The organism is Kitasatospora sp. NPDC048662, assembly GCF_055587065.1.
Window position 1 is genome coordinate 51,260 of record NZ_JBVJHA010000005.1, and the last position, 13,856, is coordinate 65,115.

The window sequence follows — 13,856 nt, forward strand, 5'->3', positions numbered from 1 at the left end:
GAAGCCGCCGACAGGCAGAACCTCCGACACCTCGACCGCACCCCGACCACCCAACGCCCGTACGCCCACCGCCGGTTGACGCACAGCCAGCCACTCTCCGAACAACCTTGGCGGAAACACATATCGCGATATAGCGTGTCTCTGTCGCGTCGCCGCGCCCCGACGCGGGAAGACCTATGCAGACCCTCGTAGCCTTTCGCCGAACTCAGGACGGGAAGTATGCCCGGAGAGATCTCGCCCGCTGGGAAGCCCACCAGCCTCAGCGCCCGGCCCGAGCTGCGGGCCTCGCACGCGGACCGGGACCGGGTGGCCGACATTCTGCGGGTTGCGGCAGGCGACGGCCGACTGACGGCGGACGAGCTCGACGAGCGTCTGGAGGTCGCACTCTCGGCGCGGACGATCGGCGAACTGGCCGCGCTCACCGCCGACTTGCCGACCATCTCGCTCTCGGCCGGTGGGGTGGCGGCGGAGGTCAAGGATGTCCTGCGGATCGAGCAGAAGTGGAGCCCGGTCAAGCGGGTGGGGCGCTGGGTGGTGCCGCGACGGCTGGTACTCGACGTGGAGTGGTGCGACGTGACACTCGACTTCACGCAGGCGGTGATCACGCAGGACACCCTGGAGATCGATGTGGACATGCGCGGCAAGACCCTGACGCTGATCGTCGCACCGGGCGTGGTGGTCGATACCGACGGCCTGACGCTGGAGTTCAGCAGGGTCAGGAACCGCCAGACTCCGGACCCGGCCACGCCGACCACGCTGCGGGTGGAGCTGGTCGGCCGGAAGAACTTCGGTCGCGTCGTCGTCCGCCACCCCCGGAGGACGACCGACCGGTGGCGGTCGAGGAGTTACCCGGCCCTGCCCGCCGGCAACTGAACGCGCCTCGCACGGGCCGTAGTTCGACCCGCGGGACGAGAAGGACGAGAAGGACGAGAAGGACGACAGAGCCCGACCCGCGCCGCCCAGACCCCTGCGGACGCCGAGTCGGACCGGCCACTCGAGCGTCTCCACCGGCGCAAGACGCACCCGCCCCCTGTCGGGGACCGCGAACGCAGTCACCCGGTCGGCACACTCCCCCCACCCCAGGAACGCACACCGCGCGAGCGAACCCGGCACCCGCCGCGAACGCCAACCCAAGCGCCCCCGACCCCCGGTCGTCGAGGGTGGTCGAGCAATCGCCCCGGACACGGGCCGGCAACGTATCGCCACCGCATCGGAGTTACCGGTGCAACCGCAGCAACAGGCCGTGCAGGGTGGCGCGTTCAGTAACAGTCAGCGGCGCGAGGACGGTGTCCTGGACGCCCCGCGCCAGGGCGTCGAGTTCGGCGAGGCGGGTGGCTCCGGCGGGGGTGAGGGTGAGGGTGAGGCGGCGGCGGTCAGCGGGGTCACGGGTGCGGTCGAGCCAGCCGGCGGCGGCCAGTTGGTCGGCGGCCTTGGCGAGGTCGCTGGGGTCGAGGCGCAGGCGGGTGGCGAGGTCGCGCTGGGTGTGCGGGCCGAAGTCGGCGAGGGCGGCGAGGGCCGCGTGGTGGTAGAGCCGCAGTCCGTCGGCGGCGAGGAGTTCGGCGAGGCGGTTGCGGACGTCCTTGCCGACCCTGGAGAGCAGGCCGTGCTGGTGCTGTTCGACCGGGCGGCGATGGCCGCCACCCTCGGCACCGCCCCGGCGCCCTCCGACGTTCCCCGGCCGACACCGGCATGTTCGTCTGCCGGGTGGCGGACGTGGACGCGGCGTTCGCGCTCTGTCTGGCCCACGGCGGGACGGCCGTGCTGCCGCCGACCGACCGGCCGGAGTGGGGGCCGACGCTGCGCAGCGCCCACCTGCGCGACCCGCAGGGCACGCTGATCGAGCTTCAGTCGTACTGATCGCAGCGGCCGATCAGTACGCTGGCGGGGTGTGCTGGAGCGCCGGGGCCGATCTGCTCGTCGGCAGCGCCGTCTCGGCTGTCGGGGTCGCCACGGTGCTGCACGCGAAGACAGGGCGTCAACTTCCGCTGGCCGCACTGCCGTTGTTGCTCGGCGTGCACCAGCTGGTGGAGGCGGGCGTCTGGTCGGGCTGGGCGTGGGCCCGCACGGTGTGGGCGGTCATCGCGCTGCCGCTGCTGCCGGTGTACGTGCCGGCGGCGGTGTGGTGCGCGACCCGCCGCCGCTCGGCGGCCTGGTTCACCGCGCTGGGCGCGGCCGTCGCCGTCCCACTGGCCGTCGCCCTGGCCCGGCACCCCGTCACGGCGCACGCGCACGGCCGCACCCTCGACTACGCGGTGGGCGTCCCGGCCGGAGGCCTGCTGCTGGCGGGCTACCTGGCCGCCACCGTGGGCGCGCTGCTCTGTTCGGGCGACCACCGCCTGCGGCGCCTCGGCGCGGTGCTCGGTGTGGGGGCGCTCGTCTGCGGCGTGCTGTGGCGGCTGGCTTTCATCTCCACCTGGTGCGCGCTGGCGGCCATCGCTTCCGTCCTGCTGTACGACTGGGCCCGCCACGCCCGCATCAACCCCGGCGTCAACTCCCGCCAGCAGCCGCGTCGCTGAGCGCCAGAGCGTCCGGCACCGAGTCCCCGGGCAGGGGGCGGGGTGGAGCACGCCGCGCACCGTGCGACCGGCGTCGATCAGCAGGGTGTTACGCGTGAGCCGCGAGGCGCAGCGCGGCGCTGGGGAGGGGGGAGTGATGCTTTGATGGGCAGTGAACGCGGCCTGCTGGTCGGGGCGTTGGGTGGAGACGCCGTGGACGGTGGCGCCGGGAGCGGGGCGGGGCTGCTGCCGTTCATGCTCGGCAGCGCAGGGTTCGCGGCGGGCGTTGAGGTGCTGAGCATCCCGAACCCGATGCACCGCCGGTCCACCGTCCCCACCGCGTTGCTGCCCCGGGTGGTGGCGACGGTCCGCTTCGTCGCCTGGGGCCGCGATCCCGACCGGCGCGCGCCCCGACCTTCCGCTCAGTCCGACAGTCGGACGAATCGGCGGCCCGCGTCCAGCAGCCGGGGCAGCGCCTGCGCGTAGCCGGGGCCGGTGCCCGCGTCGGGGTGGTTGAAGTGGCTGATCACCACGGCCCCGGGCGGGGCCGCTGCCACCGTCTGCGCCACCTGCGCGGCGCTGAACGTCGCCCCGCCGTCGCCGTTGACCGCGAACCCGGCCACCCGCTCGCCGAGTTCGCCCACGATCCGCACCGCGACGTCGTCGTAGTGCGCTGTCCCGGACCGGAACCAGCGCGGCGGTTTCCCGAGCAACCCGGCCAGTTTCGCCTCGTTGTCCGCGACCTCCCGGTAGGCGGCTTCGGCGTCGGCGGTGCCGGTGATGCCGTACGCCGAGCGGCCGGTGACGGACAGTGGGCGGTGCGCGGTGCCGTGGTTGCCGAGTTCGAACAGCGGGTCGGCGGCCAGTTCACCGAACGGCCCGGGGTTGGCGTCGATCCACCGGGCGTTCAGAAACAGCGTGGCGGGCACCCGGTGCCGGCGCAGCGTGTCGATCAGCGCCGTGTCGTAGCCGTTCCCGCCGGGCCCGCCGCAGGCGTCGAAGGTCAGCGCCAGCGCCCCGTCCGGCACCTCCGCCACCACCCCGGGCAGGTCGGTCCCCCACCGGGTGGGCCGCTCCCCCGCGTACCGGGCGAGCACCTCCTCCCGGCTCGGCGGCGCAAACGTTGCGGAAGCAGACGCGGAAGCGGCAGCAGAAACGGGCGAGGACAAGACGGCCGCCTCAGGAACCACCGGACCCGCCGAACCCACCGGACCCACCGGACCCCCCGAACCCCCCGAACCACCCGGCCGCGCCGACACCGATCGCGCGCACCCCGTCGCGAGTCCGAGCGCCGCTGTCAGTACCGTCCGCCGTCCAACCATTCCGCTGCTCCTCACTGTTCGTCACCGTCCGCCGTGGCCGCCGCCACGAGTGTCACTTCCGGGCCCGGCAGGTGCCATCTGCGAAGCTCGGCCGTATGGCTCCCTCCCAGCGACCGCAGTATCTCCAGTGGACGACCGTCGCCCCGGTGATGGCGTTCATGCTGCTCCTGGCGACCTGGCACCGTGACCTGCCGTGGCCGGTGGTGGCGCTGGTGGCGTGCTTCCTGGCGGTGTCGGTGGTGGCGGCTGTGCACCATGCGGAGCTGATCGCGCATCGGGTCGGCGAGCCGTACGGCTCACTGGTGCTGGCGGTCGCGGTCACCATCATCGAGGTGGCGCTGATCGTGACGCTGATGGCGGGCGGCGGCGACAAGACCGCGGGCCTGGCCCGGGACACCGTGTTCGCCGCCGTGATGATCACCTGCAACGGGATCCTCGGCCTGTCCATCCTGGTCGGCGCGTTGAAGTACCGGGTGGCGGTGTTCAACGCGGAGGGCACCGGCGCGGCGTTCGGCGCGATCGCCACCCTGGCGACGCTGAGTCTGGTGCTGCCGACGTTCACCACCTCCACGCCGGGCCCGGTGTTCTCGCCGACCCAACTGGTGTTCGCGGCGACCGCCTCGGTGGTGATCTACGGGCTGTTCGTCTCCACCCTGACGGTCCGGCACCGCGACTACTTCCTGCCCGTCACCCCGGCGGGCGAGGTGCTCGACCCGATGGACGAGCACTCCGAGCCGCCGACCCTGAAGGCGACGCTGGTCAGCGTGGCGCTGCTGTCCGTCGCTCTGGTCTCGGTGGTCGGGCTGGCGAAGGGCGTTTCGCCGACCATCGAGCGCGGGGTGGAGTCGGCGGGCCTGCCGAACGCGGTGGTGGGTGTGGTGATCGCGCTGATGGTGCTGCTGCCGGAGTCGATCGCCGCCGTCCGGGCGGCGGTCCGCAACCGGGTGCAGATCAGCCTCAACCTGGCGCTCGGCTCGGCACTCGCCTCGATCGGCCTGACCATTCCGGCCGTCGCGATCGCCTCCACCTGGCTGAGCGGGCCGCTCGAACTCGGCCTCGGCGCCAATCACATGATCCTGCTGGCGCTGACGGTGGCCGTCGGCACCCTCACCGTCATCCCGAAGCGCGCGACCCTGCTCCAGGGCGGCGTGCACCTGACGATCCTCGGCGCCTACCTGGTCCTCGCCGTCAGCCCGTGAGCCGCCGGCCCGTGAACTGACAACCCGCGAGCCGACAGCCCGCGAGCCATCAGCCCCTGAACTGACAACCCGCGAGCCGACAGCCCGCGAGCCATCAGCCCCTGAACTGACAACCCGTGAACCGTCAGCCCGCGAGCCGACAGAACTGACGTCCCGCAAGCCCACAACCCGTGAGCCGACAGCGAGGAACCCAGGAGGACCTCCGTCACTCCACAGTGACGCTCTTGGCCAGGTTGCGCGGCTTGTCCACATCCCGGTCGAGGGCCACCGCGGCGTGGTAGGCCAGCAGTTGGAGCGGGATGTTGAGCAGCAGCGGGTCGAGTTCCGGCTCGCTCTTCGGGACCACCACGCAGTGGTCGGCCAGCTTCGCCTCGATCGGCCGGTGTGCGATGGCCAGCACCCGCCCGGAGCGGGCCTTGATCTCGCCGAGCGTGGTGAGGTTCTTGTCGAGCAGTTCGTCGTCCGGCACCAGCGCGACGGCCGGCAGTTCGGGGCTGATCAGCGCCAGCGGGCCGTGCTTCAACTCGGAGGCGGGGTACGCCTCGGCGTGCACGTAGGAGATCTCCTTGAGCTTCTGCGCGCCCTCCCGGGCCACGGGGTAGCCGCGCACCCGACCGATGAACATCATGCCCTGGCTCTCGGCGTACTCGGCGGCGAGCTTCTCGATCTCCTTCTCCTGCCCGAGGATCTCGCGGATCTGCTCGGGCAGCGCCTTCAGCGCGCCCACGATCCGCCGGCCGTCGGCGGGCGACAGGTCGTGGATCCGGCCGAAGTGCAGCGCCAGCAGCGCGAACGCCACCACGGTGGAGGTGAACGCCTTGGTGGAGGCGACCGAGATTTCGGGCCCGGCGTGCAGGTAGATGCCGCCGTCGCACTCGCGGGCGATCGCCGAGCCGACGGTGTTCACCACACCCAGCACCCGGCCGCCCTTGCGCTTGATCTCCTGCACCGCCGCCAGCGTGTCGTAGGTCTCGCCGGACTGGCTGACCGCCACGTACAGGGTGTCCGCCTCGATCACCGGGTTGCGGTAGCGGAACTCGGAGGCCGGTTCGGAGTGCGCGGGGATCCGGGCCAGTTCTTCGAGCAACTGCGCGCCCATCTCGCCCGCGTAGTACGCCGAACCGCAGCCGAGGATCTTCACCCGGCGGATCTCCCGCAGCTCCCGGGCGTCCAGGTTCAGCCCGCCCAGGTGCGCGGTGGAGAACCGCTCGTCGAGCCGGCCGGACAGCGTGCGCTCGACGGCGCCGGGCTGCTCGTGGATCTCCTTCAGCAGGTAGTGCGCGTACCCGCCGGTGTCGTAGGAGCCGATCTCCCAGTCCACGGTGGACGGCTGCCGGGTGACGGTCCGGGCGTCCTCGGTGAAGGTCCGGAAGCCGTCGGCGCGCACCGTCGCCAGCTCGCCGTCCTCCAGGTGCACCACCTGGCGGGTGTAGCGGACCAGCGCGGAGACGTCGGACGCGGCGAACATCTCCTTCTCGCCGATGCCGAGCACGATCGGGCTGCCGTTGCGGGCCACCACGATCCGGTCGGCCTGCTCGGCGTCGAGCACGGCGATGCCGTAGGTGCCGATCACCAGCTTCAGCGCGGCCCGTACCGCGTCCTCCAGCTCGCCGCCGTCGGCGCGGTGCGCGGCGATCAGGTGGGCCAGCACTTCGGTGTCGGTCTCCGAGCGGAACACCGCGCCGTCCGCCGCCAGCTTGGCGCGCAGCTCGTCGGCGTTCTCGATGATGCCGTTGTGCACCACCGCGATCCGGCCCTCGTTGTCGGTGTGGGGGTGCGCGTTCGCGTCCGAGGGCACGCCGTGGGTCGCCCAGCGGGTGTGGCCGATGCCGACGCTGCCCTTGAACCGGGCCGGCAGCGCGGCCGCCAGGTCGGCGACCCGGCCCTTGACCTTGCACACCTTCAACTTCGCGGGGACGGACTTGGTGGCGGGGGCGACGACCGCCACGCCCGCCGAGTCGTATCCGCGGTATTCCAGCCGCTGCAGGCCCTCCAGCAGGAACGGGGACGCGTCCTTGGGGCCGATGTAGGCCACGATTCCGCACATGACGTGAACTCCTGGTGTTTTCGAGGGTTGTCGTGGACCGGGCCCGATCAGCCGTAGACCATCCGCCTCAGCTGACGCACCGACAGCTGAGGCGCGGCCACCCGGCGGGCGGCCAGCTCCGCCGCGAGGCGGGCGAAGATCCGATCGTTGGTCAGGCCCCTGGCCTGCAACTCACCGTGACGGCGGCGCACGTACTCCTCCGTGGTTTCGGAGAAGTACGCCAGCACCTCCGCGACGACCCGCGACGCCTCCCCGGGGGCCAGCGAAGTGGTCCGGGCGAGGTGGGCGAGCAGGTCCTCATGAGGGTGCGGTGAGGCAGGCACGATCGGGGAGCCTAGGCGTGAAGTGTTCATTTGCCAAAGATCTTGCCCGATTTCGGGCAGGACCGCGAACCGATGCACCCCACGAGTAGGGTGACGGCATGCTTGCACTGGACGACGATCAGGTACGGGCCTTGCGCTCCAGGGGGCAGGGCATCGGCGGCGGTGTCACCTTCCCGACCGCCGTCGGGGCCGTCGAACGGGTGGTCGGCGTCCAGGCCCAGGACGCCCGGGCCGGCCTGGTCGGCATCGGGGTCAGGACCCGCGATCTCGCCGCCGCCGACGTCCGGCCGGCCCTGGAGGAGGACCGCACCCTGGTTCGGAGCTGGTTCCTGCGCGGCACCCTGCACACCGTCACCACCGCCGACCTGCGCTGGTTGCTCGCCCTGCTCGGACCGCACTTCCTGCGCCTGAGCGCCCGCCGCCACCGCGAACTGGGCCTCGACGAGGCCCTGTGCGACCGGGCCGAGACGGTGATCATGGACACCCTGGCCGCCCACGGCCCGTCCACCCGCGCCGAGTTGACCGGGCACCTCGCCACGGCCGGCCTCCCGGCGCAGGGCCAGGCGCCGTTCCACCTGATCCGCCGGGCCGCGCTGCGCGGCCGGATCTGCTTCGGCCCCGACCGCGACGGCGACGCCACCTACGTCCTGCTCGCCGACTGGCTGCCGGACGCCCCCGGGGGGCCCACCGGCGACGGAGCCGTCGCCGAGCTGGCCCGCCGCTACCTGCGCGCCCACGGGCCGGCCGCGCCCGAGGACTTCGCGGGCTGGTCCGGCCTGCCCGTCACGGCCGCCCGGCGCGCCTGGCGGGCCCTCGACACGTCCGGCGAACTGCTGCACGTCCGGGTCCGCGACCAGGACTGCGCGCTCCCCGCCGACCGGGCCGCCGAACTCGACCTCGCCCCGCCGCCCGCCCCCGACGTGCGGCTGCTGCCCGCGTACGACAACTACCTGGTCGGCTACCGCTCCACGGCGCTGTCCGTCCCGGCCGCCCACGAGAAGCGGATCCGCCCCGGCGGCGGCCAGATCCACGCCGCCGTCCTCGCCGACGGGCTCGCCCGCGGCACCTGGTCCTGGCGCCGCGGCCGGGCCGACGTCACCCTCTTCGACCCCTCCCCCACCCCCGCCCTCGCCGAGGGCATCGCGACCGCCTCCGCCGAGCTGTCCCGCTTCCTGCGAGCCGGCTGACCTGCCGGAACTCGCCGAAGAACGGCCCGCCGCCGACCGGGAGGCGCCCCGTCGTGTGCGGCTCGATCGAGTCGCGGAGCAGGCGGCCGAACCCGCGAAGAGTCTCCCGGTCGGACGACACCGCCGCCGTTGCCGTACAGTGCGCGCCCACACCAGTCCGGCCGTCCGACTACGCGTCAGAGGACCTGCCCCATGCGCACATTGAGCCTTCCGCCGGCCCCCCGGTGGGCGGTCGCGGCACTCGCCCCGCTGGCCCTGATCGGCCTCGGGGTGCTGTCCGCGAATCCGGACTACGCGTGCATCGGCGATCCCGCCCGGCTGGCGGTGCTGGCGGGCGCGATCCTCGCCCTGGCGGCGCTCCGGGTCGGCTGGCCACGGGTCGTCGCGGGCATGCTGGTCGGGTTCCCCCTGCTCGTCCTCCCACCCGCGATGTACGAGACCGAGATCCTGCAACTGCGCGGCGAAAAAACCGACCTCGTCGTGGTGGCGGCGCCGCCCGGCGCCGACCTTCCCTGCGCGCTCCGCCGGGCGGACGGCGGAACGCTGCCGCACGACGTGTACGAGTACGCCGGCTGCGTGCCGCCGTCGGAGCCGCAGCCCTTCCCGTACCTGGTGGACCCGGCCGGCTGGGTGCGCCCGCAGTTCAACGAGGGGAACGATCTCTTCGGGCCGGAGGTCCTCCCGATCGCGCTGACGGTTCTCGTCGGGCTCTGGGCCTTCGTCGTGCTCGGCACCGGCCGCCACCCGTCGGTGAACCGCCGGCAGCACCCGGACGCAACCGATCGCCTCCCTGACGCGTAGTCATTCCAGACGGCCGAACGGGTGGGCGGGGACCCACTCGGGTGGGGGGCCGTCGCTGAAGGACGGTGTGCGGGCGGTGCCCGGTCGATCACGGCCGGGCGCCTGCATCCATCGGCGGTGTCCGGGCGGGGGTTTCCGGCGGTCACCCCGCAGGATGGGCCGCGTACTGTCCGTGTCGATCACAGGGGGACCGTCCGTCATGCAACCGCGTGTGTTCGCCGTCGTCACCGCCGTCCTGCTGGCCGCGCTCGGCCTCGGGTCGGTCCTGGTCACCGACTGGACGCCCAAGCCCGCCTCCGCCGCCGCCTCCCCCGCCGACCCGGCCGGCCGCACCGCCACCGCGCCTGGCGCCGCCTCGCCCTCCCCCACCGGCGACCCGGCGGTGTGGACCCGCTCCACGCTGCGCAACAAGCTGATGGCCGAGATGGACGCCAACGACCCCGGCGTCGCCCTCGCCGACCTGGACAAGATCACCAAGGACAAGCCGTACACCGTACGGTTCTGCCACCCCATCGCGCACGAACTCGGACACGCCGCCGTGAAGCGCTACCACCAGGACTTCCAGAAGGTCATCTCCTTCCCCCACGAGACCTGCGCGGCCGGCTACCTGCATGGCGCGGTCGAGGAGATGCTCGCCAACTCCCAGGACCCGCAGCACGACATCCTCACCCTGTGCGCCCCGTCCAACACCGGCCCCTGCATCCACGGCGTCGGCCACGGCATCATGTTCGTCACCAAGCAGGACATCCCCGGCGCCCGCGCCCTGTGCGACAAGTTCCCCTCCCAGAACCGCCGCATCACCTGCTCCGAGGGCGTCTTCATGCAGCTCTTCGCCCCCGACGAGGAGGACGAGAAGGCCAAGGCCAACCTCCCCGCGGACAAGCTCGCCGCCGACCCCCTGTACCCCTGCCCCGAGCAGCCCGCCCTCTACCAGTCCGCGTGCTTCTTCTACGCCCCCACCTACTTCCTCTCCTCGCACGACTACGCCAACCATCCCGAGGTGTTCGCCCAGGCCCTCCAGTGGTGCCTGAACGCGAAGGCCAGCGGCGGCGAGAACGACTGCTCCCGAGGCGTGGGCTCGCGCACCATGAAGTACAACCTGGACCGCGAGGACTGGGCGGCGCAGCAGTGCGCCACCGCGAAGGACGCCTGGCAGCGCAAGGCCTGCGCGCAGGGGCTGGTCAGCTACTACACCGTCAACTACACGGACAACGGCGCCGCCGGGCGCCTGTGCAGCAAGATCACCGACAAGGAGATCCAGGGCTACTGCCGCTCGGCGGGCGGGCTTTCCAGCACCCTGGACTGAAAACGCTCCGGGTATGGAGAGCACCACCAGGGGCGCGGGGAACTGCGCGAAGCGGAAGGCACCCCGTCCGCAAGATCGCGACGCAGGACAATGACCCGCACTTGATCGCGACCTTGCGGACGTGCGCTCCTTGCTCGCGCAGTTCCCCGCGCCCCTGATGGTGCTCTCCCTGTTCTCGTACCCGCCTGCTCTACCCTCCCCTCCCATGAACGAGAACTTCAGAACTGCCGCTCAGGCGGCCGCGCGGCTGGTGGCCGACTTTCTCGACGAGTTGCCGTCGCGGCCGGTGTGGCAGCCGATGGACCCGGCGGAGCGGTCCGCGTTGCTGGAGCTGGAGCTGCCGGAGGACGGGGCGGGGTTCGCGGAGCTGCTGGAGACCGTCGAGCGGAAGATCATGCCGTACCCGATGGGCAACGGGAACCCCCGGTTCTTCGGGTGGGTGAATTCCTCGCCGCAGCCCGCAGGGATTCTCGCCGCTCTCGCCGCGTCCGCGATGAATCCGAGCTCGGCGGGTGGTGATCACGCCGATGTGCACCTGGAGCGGGCCGTGGTGCGGTGGATGGCCGAGCTGGTGGGGTTCCCGCATCCGGCGGGTGGCGGTCTGCTGACCTCGGGTGCCTCGATGGCGACCATCGTCTGTCTGGCGGCGGCCCGCAATCGTGCGGCGCGGCGGGCCGGCCGGGACGTCCGGGAGGACGGGCTCGTGGGGCTGCCGCCGCTGGTGGGATACGTCACCGGCGAGGCGCACAGCTGTGTGCGAAAGGCCGCTGAGCTGCTCGGTCTCGGGTCGAAGCACCTGCGGGTGGTGGAGTCGGACGCCGGGGGCCACCTGCGCCTGGACGGCCTGGAGGCGGCGATCGCGGAGGACCGCGCGGCGGGCCGGGTGCCGTTCCTGGTGGTGGCGTCGGCGGGGACGGTCGGTACGGGCGCCGTCGACCCGTTCGAGCCGATCGCGGAGCTGGCCGCCCGCGAGGGGCTGTGGTTCCACATCGACGGCGCGTACGGGGCGTTCGGGGTGCTGGATCCGCAGATCGCGCACCGTTACGCGGGGCTCGATCGGGCCGACTCCCTCGCGCTGGATCCGCACAAGTGGCTGGGTGTGCCGGTGGACTGCGGCTGCGCGCTGGTGCGGGACGCGCAGGAGTTGCGTGGCACGTTCAGCCTGGTGCCGTCGTACTTGCGGGACGAGGGCGCGGGCGCACTCGGCTGGTTCTCGGAGTACGGCACGGAGCAGACCCGGCCGTTCCGTTCGCTGAAGGTGTGGGCGTCGATCGCGCATCGCGGCCGCTCGGGGGTGGCCCGGGACATCGCGCACTGCACGGGGCAGGCCCGCCGGCTCGGCGAGTGGGTCGGGCAGGATCCGGAGTTGGAGCTGCTGGCGCCGGTCGAGACGTCGATCGTGGCGTTCCGCTACCGCCCGTCCGGCCTCGGCGAGGAGGAGACCCAGCGGCTCAACTCCCTTCTGCCGGTGGCGATCCAGCAACGCGGCCGGGTGTTCGTGACCGGCGCGGTGTACCGGGGGCGGGAGATGCTGCGGGCGTGCCTGCTGAACTCCTCGACCACGGATGCGGATCTGCGTCTGCTGCTGGACGAGGTGAAATCGGCCGGTGCGGAACTCCTGGACCGGGGCCGCACGTCCAAGTGATCGCGGGAGCGGATCAGCGCCGATCCGACGGGGGCCCGCGCAGACATTAACCGTCGGGTCACGGGGGGTTCGTGATCGTGAAACAGCGGAGCGCCACCATTCAGGCATGGATGACTTGGCGTACACCCACAGAACCGCGAATCAGCAGCGTCGCAGCCACCGTTGGCGCCGGGAGACGGTCGAGCTCGCGGCGGTGTTCGCCGCAGTCGCGGCCGCCGACCTGGTCGCCAATGTGGTGGTGCACGGGCACGACGGGCCGGTGCTGCTGCTCGCCTCCGCCGGGGCGCTGCTCGCCACCGCACTGTTTCGCGGCTGGCTCGCGCACCGGCACCCGCCGGGTCCGGACGCCCTCGCACCACCGGGCGGGCCCGAGGTGACGTCCCCGGAGGAGCCGACAACATTGTGGCGGCTGCGGACCAGCGTCGCGGACGCGCCGGGCAGTCTGGCCCGGGTGTGCGCCGCGCTGGCGGAGCGGCGGGTGAACATCGTCTCGATGCAGGCGCACCCGCTGCCGGACTGCACGGTGGACGAGTTCATCGTCCGGGCGCCCGCCGCGCTGAGCCGGGCGGAGCTGGTGGCGGCGGTCGCGGCGGGCGGCGGCCGGGAGATCTGGACCGACCGGGCGGACGCCCACGAGCTGGTGGACGTGCCCCGGCAGGTGCTGGCGCTGGCCACCCGGACCGCGCTGGACGCGGCGGAGCTGCCGCTCGCACTGCGGCAGTTGTTCGGGCGGGCGGCGATCCGCCAGTACCCGGGGCGGGGCGCTTCGGCGCAGCCCGGCGCGGACGGGCACCTGATGCGGCTGCCGCTGCCGAACGGGGACCTGTTGGAGCTGTCCCGGCCGAATCTGCCGTTCACGCCGACCGAGTTCGCCCGGGCCCGGGCGCTGGTGGAACTGGACGCCGTGCTGGGCTCGCGGGTGCCGCAGGTCGAGGCGCGGATCAGCCGTCCGGCGGGGGACGACCTGACGGTGCGCCGGGCCACGCCGGCCGATCGGGGCGCGGCGGTGGCGATGCACGCCCGGTGCTCGCCGGAGTCGCTGCGGCGGCGCTACCACGGGCCGGTGAAGGACGCCGACCGCTACCTGGACCATCTGTTGGACCCGCGGCACGGGCAGACTCTCGCGGTGGAGACCGCGCAGGGCCGGCTGGTGGCGCTGGCGCACCTGATGTGGGACGACGAGGGCGCGGAGATCGCGCTGCTGGTGGAGGACGCCTGGCAGCGTCGCGGCCTGGGCGTGGACCTGGTGCGGCGGATGGCGGCGCTGGCGCTGGAGGCGGGCGTGGGCACGGTGTACGCGGTGACCACGGCGGCGAACACCGGGTTGATCGCGACCATGCGCCGGCTGTCGGCGCCGCTGGACTTCCAAGTGGAGGACGGCACGGTGGTGATCACCGCGCACCTGTTGGAGGCGGCGGAGAAACTGCCCGCGCCGTGGGCGGCCCGCTGACGGCCCATCGGGCCCGGCAGCGGGGCGTCCCGTTCCGTTGCCGGGCCCGTCGCGGCGCGGTCTGTCCGGGTCCGGCGCGGG

General features: G+C 72.7%; 13 protein-coding genes. 9 read left to right on the forward strand and 4 right to left on the reverse strand.

The window, feature by feature from the left end:
- Positions 1-219: 219 nt before the first annotated feature.
- The gene (locus ACZ6R9_RS16085) at positions 220-873 is read left to right on the forward strand and encodes a DUF1707 SHOCT-like domain-containing protein (RefSeq protein ID WP_465538594.1); all 654 of its coding nucleotides are present in this window, start codon (positions 220-222) and stop codon (positions 871-873) included.
- Between the two features lie 343 nt (positions 874-1,216).
- Here ACZ6R9_RS16085 and ACZ6R9_RS16090 read toward each other — a convergent pair whose 3' ends face one another.
- Positions 1,217-1,600, reverse strand: coding sequence for a MarR family winged helix-turn-helix transcriptional regulator (locus tag ACZ6R9_RS16090; RefSeq protein WP_465538850.1), 384 nt, complete (start codon positions 1,598-1,600; stop codon positions 1,217-1,219).
- A gap of 89 nt (positions 1,601-1,689) precedes the next feature.
- Here ACZ6R9_RS16090 and ACZ6R9_RS16095 point away from each other — a divergent pair, with 89 nt between their 5' ends.
- Positions 1,690-1,857 (forward strand): VOC family protein, encoded by a 168-nt coding sequence (locus tag ACZ6R9_RS16095; RefSeq protein WP_465538595.1) that lies wholly within the window; start codon positions 1,690-1,692, stop codon positions 1,855-1,857.
- Between the two features lie 29 nt (positions 1,858-1,886).
- Positions 1,887-2,516 carry a DUF6629 family protein gene (locus ACZ6R9_RS16100; RefSeq protein WP_380480838.1) on the forward strand — a complete coding sequence of 210 codons (630 nt, stop codon included), beginning with the start codon at positions 1,887-1,889 and terminating at the stop codon, positions 2,514-2,516.
- Between the two features lie 401 nt (positions 2,517-2,917).
- On the opposite strand, the gene ACZ6R9_RS16105 is transcribed toward ACZ6R9_RS16100, so the two are convergent.
- Positions 2,918-3,592: a polysaccharide deacetylase family protein gene (locus ACZ6R9_RS16105; RefSeq protein ID WP_465538596.1), complete on the reverse strand. Its 675-nt coding sequence runs from the start codon at positions 3,590-3,592 to the stop codon at positions 2,918-2,920.
- A gap of 320 nt (positions 3,593-3,912) precedes the next feature.
- Here ACZ6R9_RS16105 and ACZ6R9_RS16110 point away from each other — a divergent pair, with 320 nt between their 5' ends.
- A complete protein-coding gene (locus tag ACZ6R9_RS16110; protein ID WP_465538597.1) occupies positions 3,913-5,016 on the forward strand; it encodes a calcium:cation antiporter in 1,104 nt (367 codons plus the stop codon).
- Between the two features lie 205 nt (positions 5,017-5,221).
- On the opposite strand, the gene glmS is transcribed toward ACZ6R9_RS16110, so the two are convergent.
- Both glmS and ACZ6R9_RS16120 read right to left on the reverse strand, forming a co-directional pair.
- Positions 5,222-7,063 carry a glutamine--fructose-6-phosphate transaminase (isomerizing) gene (gene glmS, locus ACZ6R9_RS16115; RefSeq protein ID WP_380480832.1) on the reverse strand — a complete coding sequence of 614 codons (1,842 nt, stop codon included), beginning with the start codon at positions 7,061-7,063 and terminating at the stop codon, positions 5,222-5,224.
- 47 nt (positions 7,064-7,110) lie between these two features.
- On the reverse strand, positions 7,111-7,386 hold the full coding sequence (locus tag ACZ6R9_RS16120) for a hypothetical protein (RefSeq protein WP_465538598.1): 276 nt from the start codon (positions 7,384-7,386) through the stop codon (positions 7,111-7,113).
- A 98-nt stretch (positions 7,387-7,484) separates the two neighbouring features.
- Between ACZ6R9_RS16120 and ACZ6R9_RS16125 the strand changes: the two genes are divergently transcribed.
- From ACZ6R9_RS16125 to ACZ6R9_RS16145, 5 genes are all read left to right on the forward strand, one after another.
- Positions 7,485-8,573: a winged helix DNA-binding domain-containing protein gene (locus tag ACZ6R9_RS16125; RefSeq protein WP_465538599.1), complete on the forward strand. Its 1,089-nt coding sequence runs from the start codon at positions 7,485-7,487 to the stop codon at positions 8,571-8,573.
- A gap of 192 nt (positions 8,574-8,765) precedes the next feature.
- Entirely contained in the window at positions 8,766-9,374 is a 609-nt protein-coding gene (locus tag ACZ6R9_RS16130; protein ID WP_465538600.1) for a hypothetical protein, read from the forward strand.
- 199 nt (positions 9,375-9,573) lie between these two features.
- Positions 9,574-10,680: a hypothetical protein gene (locus ACZ6R9_RS16135; RefSeq protein WP_465538601.1), complete on the forward strand. Its 1,107-nt coding sequence runs from the start codon at positions 9,574-9,576 to the stop codon at positions 10,678-10,680.
- A gap of 205 nt (positions 10,681-10,885) precedes the next feature.
- Complete coding sequence (locus tag ACZ6R9_RS16140; RefSeq protein WP_465538602.1) at positions 10,886-12,325, forward strand: pyridoxal phosphate-dependent decarboxylase family protein; 1,440 nt, start codon at positions 10,886-10,888, stop codon at positions 12,323-12,325.
- Positions 12,326-12,431: 106 nt separating this feature from the next.
- A complete protein-coding gene (locus ACZ6R9_RS16145; RefSeq protein ID WP_465538603.1) occupies positions 12,432-13,775 on the forward strand; it encodes a GNAT family N-acetyltransferase in 1,344 nt (447 codons plus the stop codon).
- The last annotated feature ends 81 nt before the right edge of the window (positions 13,776-13,856 follow it).

Excerpts from the sequence above, each read along its gene's own strand:
- ACZ6R9_RS16085 (WP_465538594.1), top strand. The coding sequence starts at position 220 with ATGCCCGGAGAGATCTCGCCCGCTGGGAAGCCCACCAGCCTCAGCGCC.
- ACZ6R9_RS16095 (WP_465538595.1), top strand. The coding sequence starts at position 1,690 with ATGTTCGTCTGCCGGGTGGCGGACGTGGACGCGGCGTTCGCGCTCTGT.
- ACZ6R9_RS16110 (WP_465538597.1), top strand. The coding sequence starts at position 3,913 with ATGGCTCCCTCCCAGCGACCGCAGTATCTCCAGTGGACGACCGTCGCC.
- glmS (WP_380480832.1), bottom strand. The coding sequence starts at position 7,063 with ATGTGCGGAATCGTGGCCTACATCGGCCCCAAGGACGCGTCCCCGTTC.
- ACZ6R9_RS16125 (WP_465538599.1), top strand. The coding sequence starts at position 7,485 with ATGCTTGCACTGGACGACGATCAGGTACGGGCCTTGCGCTCCAGGGGG.
- ACZ6R9_RS16130 (WP_465538600.1), top strand. The coding sequence starts at position 8,766 with ATGCGCACATTGAGCCTTCCGCCGGCCCCCCGGTGGGCGGTCGCGGCA.
- ACZ6R9_RS16135 (WP_465538601.1), top strand. The coding sequence starts at position 9,574 with ATGCAACCGCGTGTGTTCGCCGTCGTCACCGCCGTCCTGCTGGCCGCG.
- ACZ6R9_RS16140 (WP_465538602.1), top strand. The coding sequence starts at position 10,886 with ATGAACGAGAACTTCAGAACTGCCGCTCAGGCGGCCGCGCGGCTGGTG.
- ACZ6R9_RS16145 (WP_465538603.1), top strand. The coding sequence starts at position 12,432 with ATGGATGACTTGGCGTACACCCACAGAACCGCGAATCAGCAGCGTCGC.